The sequence below is a fragment of the Mangrovibacter phragmitis genome, from assembly GCF_040429585.1.
GTDB classification, from domain to species: domain Bacteria; phylum Pseudomonadota; class Gammaproteobacteria; order Enterobacterales; family Enterobacteriaceae; genus Mangrovibacter; species Mangrovibacter phragmitis.
On the sequence record NZ_CP134782.1, the window covers coordinates 3,409,408 to 3,429,664 of the forward strand.

The window sequence follows — 20,257 nt, forward strand, 5'->3', positions numbered from 1 at the left end:
TTGTGGCGTATAAGCCGTTCAAATTAACGAAATGAAGTAAAGATTAACCCAGAACCGCAGTGCTCAGACGGCAGGTACAGCAACGCCGCCCTTGTTCATCAAACACCACGATTTCCCAACTTTGGCTTTGCCGCCCAGGGTGCAGTACCGTACAGCGCCCACGAACCTTGCCCTGAGCCACCGGGCGGTGATGAGTGACATTTAATTCAGTACCCACCGCACATTGCCCTTCCCGGGTAGTCAGAAAACAGGCCATTGAGCCTAATGTTTCTGCCAGTGCAGCGGATGCCCCGCCGTGCAGCAAACCGAAAGGCTGAAATGTCCGGCTGTCTACCGGCATTTCCGCCTCAAGGTAATCTTCGCCTAATGCGGTATAAACAATACCCAGTTGCGCCACCAGAGTATCTGCACTGGTGGCATTCAGTGCCTCAAGAGACAGTTGCCGTTTCCACACAGGCTATGCCCCCAGAGTTGAGCCACCGTCCACCACAATATCCTGCAATGTGATGTGGCTCGCGAGTTCGGAGGCCAGAAACAGCACAGTATTGGCGATCTCCTCAGGCCGGGCGATTTTCCCCAAAGGTATCCCCAGCTTGAATTGCTCAGCGAAACCGCGAATACGTTGCTGTTCGGCATCATTGCTCAGCCATAATGTGCGCTGCATGTCGGTATCCGTTGAACCGGGTGAGACCAGGTTACAGCGTACACCAAATGGGGCCAGTTCCAGCCCGACAGTTTGCGCCAGGCTTTTCAGCGCCGCTTTAGAAGCACCATAAGCACTCATACCAATACGTGGTGTATGCGCAGCATCTGAAGCAACGGTCACGACAGCCCCGCCTTTCTGGTGGCGAAACTGCGCCATGGTATGGCGGAACAGGTTGAACGCGCCGCCCACGTTAACCGCAAAGGTACGATGCCAGGCTTCAGGGGTGAGTTCATCGGTTGCGCCCATAGTCAGAATGCCGGCGGCATTCACCAGCACATCCAGCCTCTGGATTGATGCCAGTTGCCCCTTGCAAACGTCACTTACCTGCTGGTCATCCGCCACATCCATCATCACAGTTGAAAAGGTGTAGGTATTCAGCGGGAAAGCGAGGTCGAATCCGGTGACATTCGCACCTGCGGCGGCAAAGGCCTGCGCCGTCGCATAGCCAATACCTTTGCCCGCGCCGGTCACCCACACGGTTTTGTCCTGAAACCCAGGGGTCATACCCGAACCTCGCGGGATAACAACGCCCACCAGGCATCAATAGTGGGGGTTTTCGCCAGCATGACGAAGTCAATATCAGGGTGAACCTTACGCCAGCGTGCTGCCAGCGCCATCATCCGCACGGAATCCAGGCCGAAATCCACCAGATTTTCATCATCCATGGGTTCATCTTCTTCATCAATCAGTGGGCGAATAATCTCCCGCAGATGCCCTTTACTGGCAGGTAATGGCACCACATCCTGGGTCATTACCACCTGTCCGGCGCAGCCAGCCACATAGTTGAGTGCCATCAGGTGTTTTTCACGGCTGAAGTCCGCCAGGGCATCAGCCACCATAAACGGCTGAATGTCACGCATAAAGGCATCCGTGGCCGTCGTCATGCAGCCAATATGGGCATACACGCCAGTAATAATCAGTTGGTCGCGACCACTTTCTTTGAGCAACTGTTCCAGCGGTGAGCGATGAAACGCGCTGTAGCGCCACTTCACTAAGACGGTGTCATCTTTATCTGGTGTGAGTGCAGCCATCACTGCCTGTTGCTCCGGCGATTTGGTCAGCCCTGGCCCCCACATATCATTCAATAAAGCTCTGTCTTCTGCTGGCTGGTCTTTTGGCTGCGCAGTGTAATAAACCGGGATCCCCTGCTGCTTGCAGTGCTGGCGAAGGGTAGCGATGTTATTCACCACCTGGTTAATCATGGCGTTATTTTCCCCCCAGAACCCCAAGAAATACTCCTGCATATCGTGAATCAGCAGTGCTGCACGGGCAGGGTCCGCTTCCCAGTTGACTTTGCTGACCGGTAACTCACTGGCTTCAGGCAATGTATAAGCCGTTAATTTTGGAATCGCCATTTCACTCCTCCTCAGGTTGCGTCGCGTTCAGCCATCCAGCGGCGAAGCGCTTTTTTATCTACTTTGCCCACAGCCGTCAGCGGCAGGGCGTCCACACACACCACCCGGTCAGGTAGTTTGTAATCCGCCACGCCAAGGCTGCGCAGAAAACGCCGAATATCCACAGCGCGTAACGGTGCAGAAGTAACCAGGTAAGCGCAGCTCTTTTCCCCCAGCAAAGGGTCTTCAATACTGACCAGCCCGGCATGCACCACAGATTCATGGCGTTGCAGCAGGTTTTCTATTTCTTCTGCCGCAATTTTCTCACCACCACGGTTTATCTGATCTTTCTCGCGCCCCTGAACAGTGATGTAACCCGCTTCATCAATCGCAATCAGGTCGCCAGAGCAGTAAAAACCGTTCTGGTCGAATGCGCTGGCATTGTGTTCCGGGCTGTTGAAATACCCACGGAAGGTATAAGGCCCACGGGTCATCAGACGCCCCACCTGGCCTGTTGGCAGTGGGTTATTGTTTTCATCTGCCACCCAGACTTCGTCATCGGGGCACATAGGTTTGCCCTGAGTGTGGATAATGCGTTCTGGTGAGTCATCCAGCCGGGTGTAGTTCACCAGCCCTTCTGCCATGCCAAACACCTGCTGTAACTGGCAACCCATTTCTGCCGGAATTCGTGCCGCAAGGGCCGGTGACAGGCGCGCGCCCCCTACCTGTAATAACCGCAGTGATGCAAGTTGCTGGTTACTGCCCCACTCACTAATAGCCTGCAACCACAAGCTGGCCGCCGGTGGCACCAGGGCTGTGACATTGATTTGGTGCTGTTCAATTAAGGGGAAGCACAAAGTGGCGTCCGGGTCTGAAGCCAGTACCACACAACCGCCAGCCAGAAAGACCCCCAGTGTACCCGGTGAACTCATGGAATAGTTATGGGCGACAGGCAGCGCGCACAGGTAACGGGTTTGTGCACTGAACCCACACACTTCGTTACTGCGGCGAATGCTGTAGTAATAATCGTTGTGCGTGCGGGGAATCAGTTTAGGTGTGCCGGTACTGCCGCCGGATAACTGGAAAAACGCCACCTGGTCTGCCGGGCCGGGGAGCAATTCAGTACCACCAGCCGGTTGTTCTGTCGCTTCGGCCAGGCTCTGTGCGCCTTGTGCTCCGCGCAACAAAACAGTGTGGATGGAAGCATGCCGGGTAACAAAATGGTCCACCGCTTCTGCATTCTGGTAAAGGCTGTGCTGCTGGTCGGCAATCAACAATGTTGGCGAAATTTGTACCGCGTACGCATCCACTTCATTACGCTGATGACTGAACAACGCATTAACCGGCACTACGCCAATTTTCAGCAATGCGAAGAAGGTAATAAAAAATTCCGCGTTATTGCCCAGATGCACCAGCGCAGTGTCACCGGGTTTAACCCCACGGGCTAACAGGCTGGCCGCCAGATTGCTGGAAAGCTGGTCGAGTTGTGTGTAACTGAACGACCGTGCGCCATCAATCAGCGCAACAGACGGGTTTTCACATTGGTTTTCAATAATGTCTGTCAGGGGACGGTCCAGCCAGTACCCTTTTTCCCGGTAACGCCGGGCGAATTCATCTGGCCAGGGAGTGAAAGGAATAGCCATTGGTATGTCCTTGTGCATTAATTCAACCCGAACACATTGAGCATGGTGGAGAGCTTAACGCCGGTCTCCTGCCACTCTTTTTCAGGCAACGATGCCGGTACAATTCCTGCGCCAGCAAACAAGCGCACCTGGTTACCATTCAGCGCGGCACAGCGAATGGTAACCGCCCACTCGCCATTGCCCTGTTCATCACACCAGCCAACAATGCCACCGAACAGTTCGCGGTCGAATGGTTCCAGTTCGCGTATCAATGAGGTGGCAATCTCATGAGGGAAACCACTCAGTGCTGGCGTCGGGTGTAGTCGGCTGGCAAGGGACAACACATTGTCACCCTGGTTGGCTATGCCATGTATGGAAGAAGCCAGATGCCACAACGTGGGAGTTGAGATCAGTTGTGGCGAAGCGGGGATATCCAGCTGTTGGCAGTGTGGCGCGAGGACGCTTTTCATAGCCTGCACCACCAGCGCGTGTTCATACTGGTCTTTTTGTGAAGCCAGCAGTTGCTGCCCGGCAACGTTATCCAGCACAGCATCATTGTGGCGATGAGCAGAACCCGCGAGGGGTAGCGAAGCGAACGCATCCCCCTCTTTACGCACCAGTAATTCCGGGCTGGCCCCCAGTAAAACGCCCCCATCAGCCAGTGGAACATGGAAATTAAAACTGCCCGGGTTTTGCGCACTCAGTTGCCGGAGCAGCACAATGCTGTTCAGTGGGGATTGCGCAGTAATGTCAATCAGCCGGGATAAAACAATTTTGTCCACTTGCGGGGTAGCGGTTAATGCCACCGCCCGGGCAACCATTGCTTCAAAGGTCGCCTGTTCAGGAATAGCTTTTCGGTGCACCACCGTCAGGGGATTTTTTTCAGGCTTATTCACCTGGTTTAGCCAGGCTTCGCGTGAGAATTCCGACCAGGTTTCAGGGACAAATAACGCGCAAGGCTTACGCGTATCGAAAGGAATCGCCCCAACCACAACAGGCCGGGTTAACCCGGCATCATGCGCCTTAGCAAACGCATCAGATAACGCCTGTTGAAACGGGCTGTCTGCATCCTCACCACCTGCCAGCGGTGTGGTAATGCGGGAAAAACACCCCTGCGTCACCAGGCTGCGAAATGGCGACATAAAAAAGAAGCTATCGGATCTCAGTATTGCAGTCATTGACTGAATCCCCACCCTCAGAAACATCACTGTCACTTATCCTCAATAGTTCTGGCCGCTGTGATTTTGCGTTGTACCAGAATTATCTTCGGGCCATTAACGAAATGATAAGTATTTTAATAACAATTATCATTTACGTATTTTATGCCTGCTACCCTAAAAGCAACCAAATGGGATGTCAACCACACAAACCGTATGAGCAGTGGGCTGGTGCTATTTTCGACCTGAGCGTTTCCCGTAAAATCGCCCCATTCACCACCAGGCCATATCCGGCAAACTGCCAGAGGGCGACCAGTGGCCCCCCATTTTCAGACATTCCTTACATAAAACTTATGCCTGCCCGGGCGTACCGGAGGCAGAAGAGACCGCCTCCTGGTGAAAGCGGCGCAGTTGCCCCAGGCTGAGTAACAGGATTACCCCAATAATGCACAGTACAACACCGCTGACACTGGCCGAGTGTGCTGGCGAAACAACCGCCCCCAACCCACCCAGCACCGCCGCGCCAATGGCATCGCCAGTGACGTTTTGCGCCGTCCATAAACCATTTATCCGGCCCAGCATGTGTTCCGGTGTCTGGGTTTGTAGCAAGGTGTACTGGAGTAGCGCACTAATGGCGCTGAGCCAGCCAAATCCCACCAGGCACACGACACCAGGCAACCAGGCTGGCATAAGCCCGAACAGAGCAATAGCAATAAACGCCCCCAGCGTAGTCAGGAGCATCAATAAACCGGGGCGAGGGTGATGCGCCAGGTTACCACTGGTTAGCGCCCCCACCGCAGCGCCAAGTGGTATAGCCGCATACAACAGACCAATATGGGAGTCAGATATCTGCCAGACTTCGGCCAGCGACGGGTACAGCACCCTCACGGCACTCGCCATGGTCACCAACCCACCTGACAATGCAATGCCGCCAATTAACGGGTTTTTCACCAGGTAATGCCCGGCACCGAGCAGTGATTTCAGTGGATTTTCTCGCGGCTGAGGCGGAGGAGGTAAATGGGGCAGGAACAGCAAAGGCAACAGTGTGATAAATGTCCCCAGTGCCGCCAGGCCATAGTTCCATTCCACACCGCCACTCGCCAGTAACAACCCACCCAGCATGGGGGAAATCACTGACCCAAGGCGCACCGTCAGCATGGTTATCGCCCCGGCCTGCATCAGATTTTCGCGGCCCACCAGCGCCGGTGTTGCCGCCAGTAAGGCCGTAACGCCCAGTGAAGCAAAGAAACCATCCCAGATACCCAGCAAATAAATCACCACCAGTGATGGCGCTGGCAATAACGCATTGATGCACAGCCCAATAAACCCGACACCACAGGTGGCTCGCGCAAACAGAATCAACTGCTTACGCTCGTAGCGGTCGGCCAGCACGCCGCCCGTCATCAGGCCAATAAACATCGCTCCGCCAGTCAGTGTCACCGCCAGGCCTACCATCCAGGTTGACTGGGTAAGAGTCTGGATTTGTACCGGCACCGCCACCCCTAATAACCCTAGCGAGAGGATGGAAATAAACCGGGCAAAGAACACAGCGCGGAATGCCGGGTGTGTTTTCAGCAGGCTGAGATTAAGCCAGCGTGAAGGCGGCCTGTTCATAAAGGTGCTCCCAACAATTGACTGATTTGCGGGCCAATAGTGGCAAAGGCATCCGGCGTAATAATCCCGGCATGAGTACATGGCTGGTGATATACCGACAATGACCCGCTCCAGGGTGCCCAGGCGCTGTGCGGCTCAAGCCCGCTGGCGAGTGTCTGGTCTGCCACAAACAAGGTGGCATGCCCGTTAAAGCGCTGGCTTCGCGCCGTTGCCAGTAAACGTACGGCATCGGCATAGTTGGCCTCAATAGCGCTGAACAATTCATCCGCCGCATTTTGCCCCTGCTGTGCCGCGATAAAGGCTTCACGTTCATGGGCGATTTTCTCAAGCACTTCCGGGTCAGGCTGCTGGTGGTCTTTACCTGACCAGTTTTGTGTTTCTGGTGGCCAGGTGTCGAGCAACCCAAGGAAAGCTACGGTTTCGCCCTGTGCTTCCAGCCTGGATGCCAGAGCATGAGCGAGGGTTCCCCCTAATGAATAACCAAGCAGATAATAAGGCCCGTGGGGCTGATGCGCAGTCAGTATGGCAAGATGGTGCTCACACAATGCTTCAAGCGTTGCCGCCGACTGCATTGGCCCTGCCGGGCCTGCCGCCTGCACGCCAACCACAGACCAGCATGGTGCCAGGTAGCGGGATAACACGCTGAACTGCCAGGCAAAACCAGAAGCGGGATGGAAGCAAAACAGCGCAGGTCCATTGCCTTCCCGCAAGGTCAGTAACGGCTCAAAACCGGCTGGCTGAGATGAGCCTGAGTTGCCCTGCCCAAGCGCTTCGCTGAGTTTTTCAACTGTGGAGGCTGCCATGATTTGCCCGGGCCGTACCCGCAGCCCCAGTTGGTGGCTCAGTTTGGCTGCAAGGCGCATCGCCAGCAGGGAGTGCCCGCCAAGGGCAAAGAAATCGGCGCTGGCATCGTTGATTTCACACCCCAACAATTGCGCAAATGCGCCAGCAATCAGGCTTTCAGTGCCGGGCAAAGGCGCTCGCCCCGGAGATGGCTGGCGCAGTTGTGGGAGCGGTAGTGCTTTACGATCCAGTTTACCGTTAGCGCTCAATGGCAATGTATCAAGCGTAATCAGGACAACCGGCACCAGGTGCGGTGGCAGTTGCTGGCGTACCTGTTCCAGTAACACGGCTTCATCTGGCACGCAGCCCTCTTCCGCTACCAGGTACCCCACTAACTGGCGGGCATCGCCCCCCACATCTGCGGCATGGTTGAAAACACAGGCATGGGACACCGCCTGGGCAACACCCGGCAGGCTCTGTAATACCGCGTCTATTTCACCCAGCTCAATACGCTGGCCACGGATTTTCAACTGGAAGTCGCTGCGGCCCAGGTATTCGACAGCACCATTGCTTAGCCAGCGTGCCACATCTCCCGTTCGGTACATCCGTTCACCAGCGACAAACGGGTCGGCAATAAACCGGCTGGCAGTTAAATCAGGTCGATGCATATACCCCTGAGCCAGCTGAACACCTGTAATGTACAGGTCTCCGGCAACGCCAACGGGCACTGGCTGCATCATGTCATCCAGGACTCGCAACCCGGTATTCCACACAGGGAAACCAATTGGCACACTGGGGGTGGTCACGGCGGCCAGAGTCTCGCCATAAGCCGGGTACCAGGAGACATCCACAGCGGCTTCGGTTGGCCCGTACAGGTTATGGAGCGCCACACCGGTCAGTTGTTCCCACTCACGGCATAACCCCGTGGGAAGCGCCTCTCCACTGCAAAAGACCTGGCGTAATGACTCACAATCCTGGTCACGTTCTTTGGTGGAAAGCATGGCAACAAAAGCCGCCAGCATGGAAGGCACAAAGTGGGTGGTTGTCACCCCATAATGACGGAAAAACTGCAGCATCATTTCCGGGTCACGGTGAGCATCTGGCTCAGCCATAACCAGTTTTGCCCCGGCGATAAACGGCCAGAAGAACTCCCACACCGAGACATCAAAACTGCAGGGTGTTTTCTGCGCAACAACGTCATTCGCCGTCAGGGCATAATGCTCCTGCATCCACAGCAAGCGGTTAACAATTGCCGACTGCCCCACCATAACGCCTTTCGGCCTGCCAGTAGAGCCAGAGGTAAAAATAATGTACGCCGTATGTTCCGGGCGGGAGAGCGCCAGCGGTGTTGCCCCTTGCGTGGGCAGAAGCCCGTCATAACCAATAAACGCGGGCACACCACTATGCCGGAAACGCTCTTGCTGTTGGGGCGTGGTAATCAGTACCGCAGGGCGGGCATCTTCCAGCATCATATGCAGGCGGTCGTCCGGGTAACCGGTATCCAGAGGGAGCCAGGCGGCTCCGGCTTCCACAATGGCATGCAGCGCCAGTGTCAAAAAGACGGAACGCGGCAAAGCGACGGCAACACAATCTCCGGGGCGGACACCCTGCTGGCGTAACTGATGCGCCAGGGCAACCACCTGTTCACGCATTTCCCGGTAACTCAGGCTGATTTCGGCATCAACCAGTGCTGGCGCATCGGGTGTCTGGTTTGCCTGGCGCGCAAGCAACTCACTTAATGTAGTGCGCGGAAGCGGTGTCTCAGTCTGGTTAATGCGTGCCAGTTGAGCCTGTTCTTCGTCGAGCAGTAACTGACTGTCGCCACAGCGCAAACCCGGGTTTGCAGCAAACTGCCTGAGCAACAATGGCAGGCGTTGCATATGCCGGGAGAGGCTGTCCGCCTGGTAGCGGTGAGCATTAGCCAGTAATTCAATGCCGAACGCACCACCCGCTTCACCCGGTAACAACACCAGTTCCAAATCTTTGACCGGGCCGGTGGCCAGGATATGTGTTTTGCCACGCAGGCCATCCATATCAACCTGGTAATCAAACACTTTTACGTTAAATACCGGGCCATACAGTGGTTCGTGGCTGACTACACGCCCGGTATCCCGCAGGATCTGTTCGGTGTCGTAGCGCTGGTGGCGGCGCATTTTCTTTAACTTACCCGCCAGTGACTGCGCCAGCTCAGCCAGCGTTTGGTTAGGGTCAATCGTGACAGCCAGTGGCAACACATTCAGCACCGGCCCGGTTGAACTCAATGCGGCCGAGCCCATACGCCGCATAAAAATAAACCCGGCGGTATAATCGCGCCGCCCGGATAACCGCCCCAGCCACAGCGCCACCAGAGCCAGAACGATGTCTTCTCCACGGCACCCAGGTACAGCCTGCATGAGTTGGTTAAATACCTGAGCATCAGCCTGCTGAACCAGTTTTATAATCTCATGGCCAGATGCATTGTCCTGTAATGGCACCTCAGATAGTGAGACCGCAGGCGGTAGCTGTTGTGCTTCCTGCGCCCAAAACGCGCTATCCCGTCGTCGGGCCTCACTGTGCTGGTAATGCTGATACTCTTCCACGACATCGGCAAAGGGTGTGAATGGTGAAGCTGGAAGTGGCATGCCGCGCAACAATGCACGGTAAATGGCAGTAATGTGCTGAGTGATGGCAACAAAACTGAAGCCATCCACCAGCAAGTGGTGATAACGCTGATACCAGTACCAGCGGTTGTCACCCACACGATAGATATGGTGGTAAACCAGCGGATTACCGCTGTCCACCCGCAGATTCTGGTTTAAATCCTGCTGCATTAACGCCATTGCCGCGTTATGAGGCGCGGCTTCATGGCGCAAATCAGTCAGCCCGGGAGCAGGCAAGGCCAGGGACTCATCCACTGATTGCCAGATTTCACCGTCTGTTTCATGAAAACGCAGATGAAGGGTATCTGCCTGTGCCAGGCCGCATTCAATTGCACGGGACAACAATGCAGCATCCAGTTCCCCATCGAGCTCAACATAATGCGCCACACTCCATTCACTTTGCGGTGAAGAAGAGAGCTTTTCCGCCATCCAGATGCCAGGTTGTGCCGCCACTAAAGGTAAATTCATGCACTTTCCCCCTCACAACTCACCTGATGACGGGGATGAAGAGACTGCCACTGAGCATTCAGCCAGGTATTACAATCAGCCTGGGGCTGTGCGTTACAGGCAACCTGCCATCCAATAGGCAGCGCGCACTGCTGCGGCCACAAACAATACTGCTGCTGCGCATTACACAAAATGAAAAACAACCCTTGCGGGTTATCGAAGGGGTTGCTGAACTCCATACCTGGCTCCTCTGTCATGAAAAATACGCTTTACTGGCCCAACAGTGGTGCCCAGAGCGTGGTTAATCCGCTGGTTAACCCACCGCGCCAGCAAAACGCGTCATGTCCGCCGTCAAACTGACGCCACAAAACGTTGTACTGTGCGTGTTGTAGTTGTGTATACATGGCCTGACTGGCCCGAAAGATAAGGGGCTCACGTAAGCCCGCTTCAAGAATGATACGAGGACTGCCCGTCGGGAGCTGGCCACTTTGCACCTGATGGATAAGCTCGCCATCCACGGTTTCCCCCCGGTTGGGCCACCAGTAGGAACCAGACAAGCTGAGCGCACAGCCAAAATGCTCAGGCCAGTGTAATGCGGCATATAACGAGGCCAGGCCACCGAAGCTTTGCCCGGCAACCACGGTATGTTGTGCGTCAGGATTAAAGGGGGCAAGCTGCGCAATACGGGGTAATAAGTCGTTTTTCACCGCCAGCCAAAAATCCGGGTTACAGGGTAATTCCCGGCTGCGATGAGCAGTATCGATAGCATCGACCAGTACATAAACGGCCGCGGGCAATTGCCCGGCCAGAGTCAGTGATTGCAGTACCGGCCAGACTGGCATGCTCTGCGCCCAAAACTCCCCGTCCAGCAGTATTGCCAGTGGCCGTTCGGCAGGATCAAAAACCTCACCAGTGGTGTAAACCCAAACCCGGCGGGTATTGTGCAAATGTTCGCTGTACCAGTTAATACACTGTGGTGCTGTGTAAGCCACTTGCGTGTTCTTCCACCCTGGTTGTTCTGGCGCATCCGGCAGTTCCAGACCTGAAACCGGGTGACCACGCCCCCCTCGCCAGCTTAGCGGGTTTAGTGGGTCAGCAATCGCCTGGGGTAACAACCGGCGCCAGCTTTCTCGCAGCGCCATTTTATCGCTCATGTCGCCCTGCATGACAGCTTCACTGAAGTCGTTTTCAGCGAGCGAGGGAATAAGGCAATAGCTGCCACGCCAGTGCGAACTTAATGAGGTGGTCCATGACCAGGCATCGGTACCCTGAGTACGTTGCAGAGACTGGGGAACCGCTTGCTGATGGTGGTCTGTGACCCCGGTAATATAGAGCCATACCCGGCGAACGGGTGAAGTTGATTCATCTCCATTCGGGTCACGCCACCAGAACGTTACCCGGCACTTATCTGTGCCTTCAGCCACCCACTCCGGGCTTTGTTTATGTTGCCACCACGCATGGCTCCCAAAAGCCAGTTCCATTGCCCAATAACCTCATCGTTAAAATGGTTTTTAACTGTAACAGGAATTGCGCATTATAGTATTGATAATAATTTTCATTTTCAATGTTATTATAATTCTCATGAATGGCTTTGGGATGGCAGAAGAAAAGTAACAAAACCCTGTTTTTAATCAGCGTTACTTCTTCAGGAATATCTGTTCTGGAAGATAATTTTCCCCAAAGGGAGAGAGTACAGGCGATGTTTCGTGGGGAATAACCAGTGGAGTTCAAACCAGAAAAACCTTATATGCGGTTTTTCTGGTTCCACAGCCAGCGCTGCGTGATTATTTGGTCAGCTCTGCAGTCATATGAACTTTGTTGTTCGTATTTGCTTCAGTAATATGGTAGGACGCTCCTTCCTGCTGTGCTTTTGCAGCAATTTTTGCTTCAGCGCTATCCAGCGTATCCGCGGTCACACTGACAGATTGTGCAAAGCTTGCAAATGAAACCAGAGTAAGAGCAGCGGCAGCAGCGATGGTTTTAATATTTTTCATAGTCATATTCCTTCATTTATTAATTCGTTAATCAACACAAGTGATTTGGTTGAACGATGCCTTAAGGTCAATGCACATATGGTAACTAATGAAATTATATCTATAATAACTAAAAGTGCGCTTATAATTACAACTCGCACATATTAATAAAAATAATCGGGTCTTGAAAAAAGAGATGATGAAGGAATACGATTTAAAATCAGTGGATTAAATGATGTTAACCAGAATAAACGGAAGGTGCCACCAGGATTATTACCTGGTGAGCAGGACAAATGCCCTGCTCACTGGTTGATGAAGGTTATTCTTCTTCGCCAAAGAACCAGTATCCCTGGTTTACCAGAGCAGTCAGTTCAGCGACAAACGCCGGGTTATTCAGCCCGTTACCCAGTTCCTGTTCACCAATAGTGGTATAGCGGCACAGCACATCTGCGGCATTGTCATCGCTGGTGTTCAGCGCTTCACTGTGAACAAAGAAATGTTCACCAATATGCAGAACTCTCAGCCCACTGAGCCGGGTCAGGGCTTCACCTGAACGCAGCGCATTAACCACTTCATCAGCCTGATAAGCGGGTTCTGGCGGCGCAATGTCCAGTTCATGGCGTGGCGTAGTGGCAAAGCGGCCAAACCATTGCACAAAGTCTTCGGGCTGGTTGATCAGATCAAGCATCATATTGCGCACCCGATCCAGTTCATAATTCTCTACCCTCCCAGGGTGTTCGCGGCATGTCAGATCCGGATCACTGTAATGCTCACCACCCAGATCGTTTTCCAGCGCATAATCCGCAAAACTGCTGATCAGATCGCGTCCATTAGGTCCACGAAAACCAACAGAGTAATTTAATGCTGTTTCGTGGGTAAAGCCGTCATGGGGGAATCCGGGCGGGATATAAAGAATATCGCCAGGCGCCAGATCTTCATCAATGATTGGTTCAAACGGATCAACATGCAGTAACGCCGGATGTGGGCAGAACTGCTTCATTGGTAGTTTATCTCCTACCCGCCAGCGGCGGCTGCCCATGCCCTGAATGATAAATACATCATACTGATCGATATGCGGGCCAACACCACCACCCGGTACCGAGAACGAGATCATCAAATCATCAAGCCGCCAGTCTGGTAATACCCGAAAAGGGCGAACCAGTTCAGCCGAAGGCGCATGCCAGTGGTTTACCGCCTGTGCCAGTAAAGACCAGCCCGTTTCGCCCAGATGGTCAAATTGTTCAAACGGCCCGTTCCAGGCCTGCCATTCCCCATTCTGCTGGCTCACAATACGGCTGTCGACTTCAGCTTCCATTGCAAGGCCAGCCAGCTCATCTGGCGTAATAGGATCGATAAAATCTGGCAAAGCATTTTTTAAGATAACCGGTTTTTTCTGCCAGTAAGTTTCCAGAAACTCCGGCCAGTTGATATTGAGTTGGTAAGCCATTTATGTGTACCGCGCAAGGGAAATGGGGGCTGATTATAAAGAGGTGGGGTTGCGGAGCTCTTTGTTGTGGGTCAAACCTGCGAGCGAAAGGATGGGAATGACAGGAAGCCCGAACTTAAAGGCTTCCTGTCGCTGGTTTAGAATTCTGCGTCAATATCTACAACAGAAATCAGTTTGTGGTTAACAAACTCTTTAATACCCAGCCCGGTTAATTCACGACCATAGCCGGAGCGGCGTACACCACCAAATGGCAGGTCTGCTTTCACGCGTGTTGGGTGGTTAATGTAAACCATCCCGGTAGAGACTTTGGTTGCCAGTTCCGCACCACGAGCCGTATCACGAGTGAAAATAGAGCCCCCCAGGCCAAACGGGGAATCATTGGCTATACGTACAGCATCTTCATCATCTTTGGCACGCAGGATCATTGATACCGGGCCAAAGAATTCCATGTAATAAGCCGGGTTATCGGGTGCCACACCAGTGAGAATCGTGGGCTGAACAAACGCGCCCTGGGTGGGTACTTTCGGCCCAACTTCCAGTGCCTGCGCACCGTGGGAAACCGCTAACTGGATTTTCTCTTTGACTTCGTCTGCCGCCTGTTGCGAGGATAGCGGTGCCAGTGTGGTTGCCGGGTCGAGAGGATCGCCTGCTTTCAGCGCCGCCACACCTGCAGTATAGCGTTCAAGGAACGCATCATAGACGTCATCAACAATAATCATCCGTTTGGAAGAAACACAAACCTGCCCGCCATTCCAGTGGCGGCCAAATACGGCCCATTTTACTGTTTTGTCCAGGTCGGCATCCGCCAGCACAATAAAGGCATCAGCCCCACCTAATTCAAGGGTGGATTTTTTCAGCGCTTTCGCGGCTTGTGCAGCGACTATTGCCCCGGCGCCTTCTGAACCGGTGAGCGCCACGCCCTGCACTCGCGGGTCATTCAGGATTTGTTCAATATGGTGACGCGCGGCATACAGGTTGATAAACCCACCATCCGGCAGACCAGCATCATGCATGAGTTTTTCAAAACGAGCCGCACTTTGCGGCACATTGGAGGCATGTTTCAGAAGGATGGTATTCCCGGCAGAAAGCTGCGGTGCAATGATACGGGCAATCTGATAGTACGGGAAGTTCCACGGTTCAATCGCCAGCAAAACACCTAACGGTTCATGAACAATTTTAGCGGTGGCTTCCTGGGGATTAGCTACTGGTAGGTTTTCCGGTGCTAATAGTTTTTCCGCATTTTTAACATAATATTCAAAAATCTGAGCTGACAGTTCTACTTCAGCCAGCGCTTCACTATATAACTTGCCCATTTCAAGCGTCAGTAAACGAGCAAATTCGTCTTTCTGTTTACGCAGCAAGTTAGCTGCGTTTTGTAAGATTTCACCACGTTGTGCAAATGAAACATTACGCCATGTAGTGAAAGTATTATGTGCCCTGGCAATAGCGTCTGCGACTTCTGCGTCTGTTGCATCAGGAAATGTCTTAATAACTTCCCCTGTGTAGGGGTTCGTTGTTGCGTATGCCATGGAAATTCTCCTTAACAATAATCAGCCACATAACGTGGCACCCTTTTTTATCTCATTAAGTGTTTCCGACCCTGGCATGCCTGACAGGGCTAAAAAGTTAAATTATCCTGCATCAGTCTGGCACAGATAACGTCACGTTACCGGGGGTACCACACATAATGAAAAAATAGTATCCAGCGAACATAACAAGAGAAAGACAGTTGTTTTGTTGGTATTAATCAGAATTATTGAACATTCAACAAATTCGTTTACTTTGCTTATTATTTCCCTTATTTACTATTTATTTTTATTTTAACCACAGCCAGCAATTTTCCTGAAAAAGCACGATGTTATCTAACAAACCTTCACGATAAAAACAGTAATATATTGTTTTATATGGATAAAAAATAATTTCACATATTACAAAAAAAGATATAAAGCAACATTAATATAATAAAATATTTGTAATACAAATGACATTCACACCTTGAACACGAAACCAAAAAGGGTTGATAATAACCTCAAGTTGATAACATTTTATTTACTTTGTGTTATTGCCATTCTCTTTTTAGGGAGTTTTGTATGTCGAAAAGTATTGCAAATTTCATTACTGAAACGCTTGATAAAGCGGGTGTTAAACGTATTTGGGGTGTTACTGGCGATTCATTAAATGGCATCAGCGACAGCCTGAGAAAATTAGGTACAATCGAGTGGTTGGGTACCCGTCATGAAGAAACAGCAGCATTTGCCGCAGGTGCTGAAGCTCATGTTACTGGCAAATTATCGGTATGTGCGGGGTCCTGTGGGCCGGGTAATTTGCATTTAATCAACGGATTATTTGATTGCCACCGTAACCGTGTTCCGGTTCTGGCCATTGCCGCACATATTCCTTCCGCAGAAATTGGCACCAATTATTTCCAGGAAACTCATCCGCAAGAACTCTTTAAAGAATGCAGTGTTTATTGCGAATTAGTTTCCAACCCGGAACAAATGCCTTATTTGCTGGAAACAGCCATGCGCCAGGCCATACTTCACCGTGATGTCAGCGTATTAGTATTGCCGGGCGATATTGCATTACAGGCTGTTCCTGAAGGAATTGAGCCGAAATGGAATGTACCTAAACCCGCTTATTACCAGCCTCAGCAGGCAGATCTCGCTGAACTGGCCGAAAAACTCAATAACAGCGCAAAAATCACCTTAATGTGTGGCGCGGGTTGTGCTGAATCCCATAAGGAAGTTCTCGCACTGGCCGAAAAATTACAGGCACCGATTGTTCATGCCATGCGTGGTAAAGAATATATCGAATATGACAACCCTTATGATGTGGGTATGACGGGTTTAATCGGGTTTTCATCGGGCTACCACGCCATGCGCCAGGCCGATACAGTTTTACTGCTTGGCACCAGTTTCCCATACCGCGCGTTCTACCCGGAAAATGCCAGCATACTGCAAATCGATAATAACCCGGCGTCTTTGGGCCGCCATACCCAAATCGACCTCGGTGTATTAGGGGATATTAAGTCCACATTGCAGTCTCTTCTGCCAATGATTAACAGTAATCACAGCTCTGCGCACCTGGAGCAGTGTGTGGCAAATTACACTGAAGCACGTAAAGGTCTGGATGAACTGGCTAACGGAAAAACAGCCTATGGCCTGATTCACCCACAGTACCTGGCACGCCTGGTGAGCGAAGCCGCAGCCGACGATGCGGTATTTACTTGTGATGTGGGCACTCCAACATTATGGGCTGCGCGTTATCTGAAAATGAATGGGAAACGCCGTTTAATTGGTTCGTTTAACCACGGCTCCATGGCCAACGCATTGTCACAGGCCATGGGGGCACAATCTATCGACAGAAAACGCCAGGTTGTCGCACTGTGTGGTGACGGGGGCTTCTCCATGTTAATGGGGGATCTGTTGTCCCTTAATCAATTGAAACTCCCTGTGAAAATTGTGGTGTTCAATAACCGTTCTTTAGGCTTTGTCGCCATGGAAATGAAAGCTGGTGGTTATCTTTCTGATGACACGAACTTAGAAAACCCGAGCTTTGCCGCCATTGCCGAAGCCTGCGGTGTAAAAGGTATTCATGTTGGTAAACCGGAGGACCTGCCTGGCGCGCTGAAAGAAACCCTGGCACATGAAGGCCCGGTGGTTCTGGAAGTGGATACAGCCAAACAGGAACTTGCGATGCCACCACAAATTAAAATGGAACAGGCGAAAGGCTTCAGCCTGTATATGATGAAAGCGCTGCTCAATGGCCGTGGTGATGAAATTATTGAGCTGAGCAAAACTAACTGGCGGCGATAAAGCCAGATGCGGAAAGCTGTGTCTGACACGGCTTTCCGTTCCCCCCTGCAAACGAAAACTCGGGTTCAATTTCCCGTCGATGCTTTTTACCCTCTTCGGAGTAACATGATGGTTACATGGCCTTCTGCTGCGTCTCTTCATGCGCAGCAAAACAGTGACAGCTTAATTTCTCAATTAAACCAAATAGTTGGTAACAAATATGTGTTAACGGATGAAGAACACACAAAACAATACCGTACAGGTATTCGTTTTGGCTGTGGGAAAGCCCTCGCGGTAGTTCGTCCGGGTTCACTCGTTGAGCAATGGCAAGTTTTGAAAGCCTGCATTAATGCGGGTGTGATTGTTCTGTCGCAGGCGTCTAATACCGGATTAACCGGTGGTTCAACGCCGGATGGCGATGATTATGACAGGGATATAGTCATTGTCAGTATGACCCGGATGAAAACCATTCATGTTATTCAGCAAGGGAAACAAGTTATCTGTTTACCTGGATCAACTCTTGATCAATTAGAAACAATACTACGTCCACTGGGACGGGAACCCCATTCAGTGATTGGTTCAAGCTGTATTGGTGCCTCGGTGTTTGGTGGTATTTGTAATAACTCTGGTGGCGCACTGGTTCGCCGTGGTCCGGCATATACCCAGATGTCACTGTTTGCACAAGTCGATAGTCAGGGTGAACTACATTTAGTCAACCACCTGGGTATTTCGTTAACAGGTTTAGAAGAAGATGTCCTCCAGCGTATTGAACAGGGGGATTTCAGTGATGCAGATATTGAAAATAACCAGGGGAATTGTTCCGATCACGATTACGAAAGCTACGTGCGCCAAATTGATGAAAATACGCCAGCCCGATTTAATGCCGATCCGCATCGTTTGTATGAATCCTCCGGGTCGGCCGGAAAAGTTATGGTGTTTGCTGTACGCCTTGACACCTTTCCAATAGAGAAAGATCCGCAGGTTTTCTATATTGGCACCAATGACCCACAGGAATTAACGGATATACGTCGTTATATTCTGTCGACGTTTGAGCAGTTACCTATTTCTGGGGAATATCTACACAGAGTAGCTTTTAATGTCGCTGAAAAATATGGCAAAGACACCTTTCTGATGATTCATTACTTGGGGACATCACGCCTACCCAGGCTTTTCGCCCTCAAAGCCAAAATGGATAATATTTTTACCAAACTGAGAATATTCCCTTCTAATTTCACGGACAGAATCATGCAGTTCGCCAGCACTCTGTTCCCCAACCATTTGCCCCCAAGAATGCGTGAATATCGGGACAAATTTGAGCACCACTTGCTACTTAAAGTGTCGGCTGAAGGAAAGGAAGAAGCCAGGAACTTTTTATCAAGCTATTTTAGCCATAAAAGTGGTGATTTTTTTGAATGCACAAAAGAAGAAGGCACCAAAGCTTTTTTGCATCGGTTTGCTGCTGCCGGTGCGGCAAATCGATACCGGGCAGTGCACACCCGGACAGTCGAAAACATTCTTGCGCTGGACATCGCACTACCAAGAAATACTCAGCAATGGTGTGAAACCTTGCCCAGGGAGATTGAAAAGCCGATTTTGCTGAAACTCTACTACGGCCACTTTTTGTGCCATGTATTCCATCAGGATTATATTGTGAGTAAAGGCCATGATTGCCTCGAACTTGAACACAAAATGTGGAAGCTGCTGGATAACAGAGGAGCGGAATACCCTGCAGAGCATAATGTCGGGCACTTATACTTTGCAAAAGCAGCCTTGAAAAACCATTACCAAACACTGGATCCTTGCAACTGTTTTAATCCAGGGATTGGGCATACCTCAAAATACCGCCACTACCACGAACATGCAGAGGAATAGCTCTGTCAGGCGCACGAGGAATTTATGTATCGGCCGATGTGCGCCCATTTTACTGTTAATTGTTACCAGACATGTTTTAAACGTGTTTGCAGTTTTTTCCGTCGCTCAGGTTCAACACATACCCACTAATGCGACAAAACGCCTCTGTCTGACAACATATTTTTATATGGCCAAAAGAAAGGCACCGAAGTGCCTTTCTGGCATAACTTTACTAACCTGTTAATTCATAAACAGATATCAGGCAACTTCATTAACCATGTTACTGCCCTGATTCGCCGACAATGTGGACGCAAAATTCTGCAAAACAGAACTGAGTGTGACATTGCTGCTACTTTGTCCCAGACTGGAAAGCATAGAGCTGAAAGCACTTTGCAGATCACTGATTTCCGAACCTGATGATGAACTGGTTGCTGAACTGGAAGAAGAAGCCAGCTCGCTAATCAGCGCATTCAGGTCGGTCTGCATCGGGTTTTCTGATGACGAATCTGCCGCCACAGTCTGCGGCGGTGGTGGTGCATCGGTATCTGTCGCTGGTGCTGCTGGTGCGGACATACTGTGCATGGCAGCCATCAAAACCTGGATAAACTGCCCGACAGACTGCTCAGTATCTGCTGTTGATGAGGTACTGGACGTATCCGTATTATCCGTATCTGTAGCAGTGGTGTCTGCACTACTGAGTGTAATGCCCGACTCAGAAAGCGCATTAGTCAGCGCACTGTAAATACCACCTCTCCCGGAATGGTGTGAGGTGGCCTTTTGCACTTCAGACAGATCTGTTGTTGCCGGGGCACTACTGGTACTACTGACTGAAGGGATATACGACAAAGGATAATTCGCATATCCCGATAGTGATGAGACCATTGTCAAAT

Annotated in this window: 15 protein-coding genes; 2 read left to right on the forward strand and 13 right to left on the reverse strand. The window is 51.5% G+C overall.

The genetic code is table 11. From position 1 onward, the window contains the following. Nucleotides 1-43: 43 nt before the first annotated feature. The 12 genes from entH to MPHASIOC01_RS16495 all read right to left on the reverse strand — a co-directional run bounded on the left by entH (nt 44) and on the right by MPHASIOC01_RS16495 (nt 15,251). Complete coding sequence (gene entH, locus MPHASIOC01_RS16440) at nt 44-454, reverse strand: proofreading thioesterase EntH (RefSeq protein WP_064601167.1); 411 nt, start codon at nt 452-454, stop codon at nt 44-46. A 3-nt stretch (nt 455-457) separates the two neighbouring features. After that, entirely contained in the window at nt 458-1,210 is a 753-nt protein-coding gene (gene entA, locus MPHASIOC01_RS16445; RefSeq protein WP_064601168.1) for a 2,3-dihydro-2,3-dihydroxybenzoate dehydrogenase EntA, read from the reverse strand. Continuing rightward, a complete protein-coding gene (locus MPHASIOC01_RS16450; RefSeq protein ID WP_064601169.1) occupies nt 1,207-2,061 on the reverse strand; it encodes an isochorismatase family protein in 855 nt (284 codons plus the stop codon). Before MPHASIOC01_RS16450 ends, entA begins: the two co-directional genes overlap by 4 nt. A gap of 11 nt (nt 2,062-2,072) precedes the next feature. Beyond that, nucleotides 2,073-3,683 (reverse strand): (2,3-dihydroxybenzoyl)adenylate synthase, encoded by a 1,611-nt coding sequence (locus tag MPHASIOC01_RS16455; protein WP_353612932.1) that lies wholly within the window; start codon nt 3,681-3,683, stop codon nt 2,073-2,075. A 17-nt stretch (nt 3,684-3,700) separates the two neighbouring features. Beyond that, the gene (locus MPHASIOC01_RS16460; RefSeq protein WP_369935237.1) at nt 3,701-4,867 is read right to left on the reverse strand and encodes an isochorismate synthase; all 1,167 of its coding nucleotides are present in this window, start codon (nt 4,865-4,867) and stop codon (nt 3,701-3,703) included. Between the two features lie 303 nt (nt 4,868-5,170). Further along, nucleotides 5,171-6,433, reverse strand: coding sequence for an enterobactin transporter EntS (gene entS, locus MPHASIOC01_RS16465; protein WP_353612934.1), 1,263 nt, complete (start codon nt 6,431-6,433; stop codon nt 5,171-5,173). Then, the gene (locus tag MPHASIOC01_RS16470; protein WP_353612935.1) at nt 6,430-10,323 is read right to left on the reverse strand and encodes an enterobactin synthase subunit F; all 3,894 of its coding nucleotides are present in this window, start codon (nt 10,321-10,323) and stop codon (nt 6,430-6,432) included. Before MPHASIOC01_RS16470 ends, entS begins: the two co-directional genes overlap by 4 nt. Continuing rightward, nucleotides 10,320-10,541 (reverse strand): MbtH family NRPS accessory protein, encoded by a 222-nt coding sequence (locus tag MPHASIOC01_RS16475; protein ID WP_064601174.1) that lies wholly within the window; start codon nt 10,539-10,541, stop codon nt 10,320-10,322. The genes MPHASIOC01_RS16470 and MPHASIOC01_RS16475 overlap by 4 nt, the downstream gene beginning before the upstream one ends. Nucleotides 10,542-10,571: 30 nt before the next feature. Further along, a complete protein-coding gene (gene fes / locus MPHASIOC01_RS16480) occupies nt 10,572-11,783 on the reverse strand; it encodes an enterochelin esterase (protein WP_064601175.1) in 1,212 nt (403 codons plus the stop codon). A gap of 303 nt (nt 11,784-12,086) precedes the next feature. Next, nucleotides 12,087-12,296: a DUF1471 domain-containing protein gene (locus tag MPHASIOC01_RS16485; protein WP_353612936.1), complete on the reverse strand. Its 210-nt coding sequence runs from the start codon at nt 12,294-12,296 to the stop codon at nt 12,087-12,089. Nucleotides 12,297-12,594: 298 nt separating this feature from the next. After that, complete coding sequence (locus MPHASIOC01_RS16490; RefSeq protein ID WP_353612937.1) at nt 12,595-13,722, reverse strand: cupin domain-containing protein; 1,128 nt, start codon at nt 13,720-13,722, stop codon at nt 12,595-12,597. A gap of 137 nt (nt 13,723-13,859) precedes the next feature. Then, entirely contained in the window at nt 13,860-15,251 is a 1,392-nt protein-coding gene (locus tag MPHASIOC01_RS16495) for an NAD-dependent succinate-semialdehyde dehydrogenase (protein ID WP_353612938.1), read from the reverse strand. A gap of 561 nt (nt 15,252-15,812) precedes the next feature. Here MPHASIOC01_RS16495 and poxB point away from each other — a divergent pair. Then, nucleotides 15,813-17,537: a ubiquinone-dependent pyruvate dehydrogenase gene (gene poxB, locus MPHASIOC01_RS16500; protein ID WP_064601179.1), complete on the forward strand. Its 1,725-nt coding sequence runs from the start codon at nt 15,813-15,815 to the stop codon at nt 17,535-17,537. Between the two features lie 108 nt (nt 17,538-17,645). After that, nucleotides 17,646-19,388 carry a D-lactate dehydrogenase gene (gene dld, locus MPHASIOC01_RS16505; RefSeq protein WP_082917938.1) on the forward strand — a complete coding sequence of 581 codons (1,743 nt, stop codon included), beginning with the start codon at nt 17,646-17,648 and terminating at the stop codon, nt 19,386-19,388. A gap of 237 nt (nt 19,389-19,625) precedes the next feature. Here the strand turns inward: dld and MPHASIOC01_RS16510 are convergent, their stop codons facing one another. Beyond that, nucleotides 19,626-20,249, reverse strand: a complete 624-nt coding sequence (locus tag MPHASIOC01_RS16510; protein ID WP_353612939.1) for a hemagglutinin — start codon at nt 20,247-20,249, stop codon at nt 19,626-19,628. Between the last annotated feature and the right edge of the window lie 8 nt (nt 20,250-20,257).

Excerpts from the sequence above, each read along its gene's own strand:
- MPHASIOC01_RS16485 (WP_353612936.1), bottom strand. The coding sequence starts at position 12,296 with ATGAAAAATATTAAAACCATCGCTGCTGCCGCTGCTCTTACTCTGGTT.
- entA (WP_064601168.1), bottom strand. The coding sequence starts at position 1,210 with ATGACCCCTGGGTTTCAGGACAAAACCGTGTGGGTGACCGGCGCGGGC.
- MPHASIOC01_RS16460 (WP_369935237.1), bottom strand. The coding sequence starts at position 4,867 with ATGTTTCTGAGGGTGGGGATTCAGTCAATGACTGCAATACTGAGATCC.
- fes (WP_064601175.1), bottom strand. The coding sequence starts at position 11,783 with ATGGAACTGGCTTTTGGGAGCCATGCGTGGTGGCAACATAAACAAAGC.
- entS (WP_353612934.1), bottom strand. The coding sequence starts at position 6,433 with ATGAACAGGCCGCCTTCACGCTGGCTTAATCTCAGCCTGCTGAAAACA.
- MPHASIOC01_RS16455 (WP_353612932.1), bottom strand. The coding sequence starts at position 3,683 with ATGGCTATTCCTTTCACTCCCTGGCCAGATGAATTCGCCCGGCGTTAC.
- MPHASIOC01_RS16450 (WP_064601169.1), bottom strand. The coding sequence starts at position 2,061 with ATGGCGATTCCAAAATTAACGGCTTATACATTGCCTGAAGCCAGTGAG.
- poxB (WP_064601179.1), top strand. The coding sequence starts at position 15,813 with ATGTCGAAAAGTATTGCAAATTTCATTACTGAAACGCTTGATAAAGCG.
- MPHASIOC01_RS16495 (WP_353612938.1), bottom strand. The coding sequence starts at position 15,251 with ATGGCATACGCAACAACGAACCCCTACACAGGGGAAGTTATTAAGACA.
- MPHASIOC01_RS16490 (WP_353612937.1), bottom strand. The coding sequence starts at position 13,722 with ATGGCTTACCAACTCAATATCAACTGGCCGGAGTTTCTGGAAACTTAC.
- MPHASIOC01_RS16510 (WP_353612939.1), bottom strand. The coding sequence starts at position 20,249 with ATGGTCTCATCACTATCGGGATATGCGAATTATCCTTTGTCGTATATC.
- MPHASIOC01_RS16475 (WP_064601174.1), bottom strand. The coding sequence starts at position 10,541 with ATGGAGTTCAGCAACCCCTTCGATAACCCGCAAGGGTTGTTTTTCATT.
- dld (WP_082917938.1), top strand. The coding sequence starts at position 17,646 with ATGGTTACATGGCCTTCTGCTGCGTCTCTTCATGCGCAGCAAAACAGT.
- MPHASIOC01_RS16470 (WP_353612935.1), bottom strand. The coding sequence starts at position 10,323 with ATGAATTTACCTTTAGTGGCGGCACAACCTGGCATCTGGATGGCGGAA.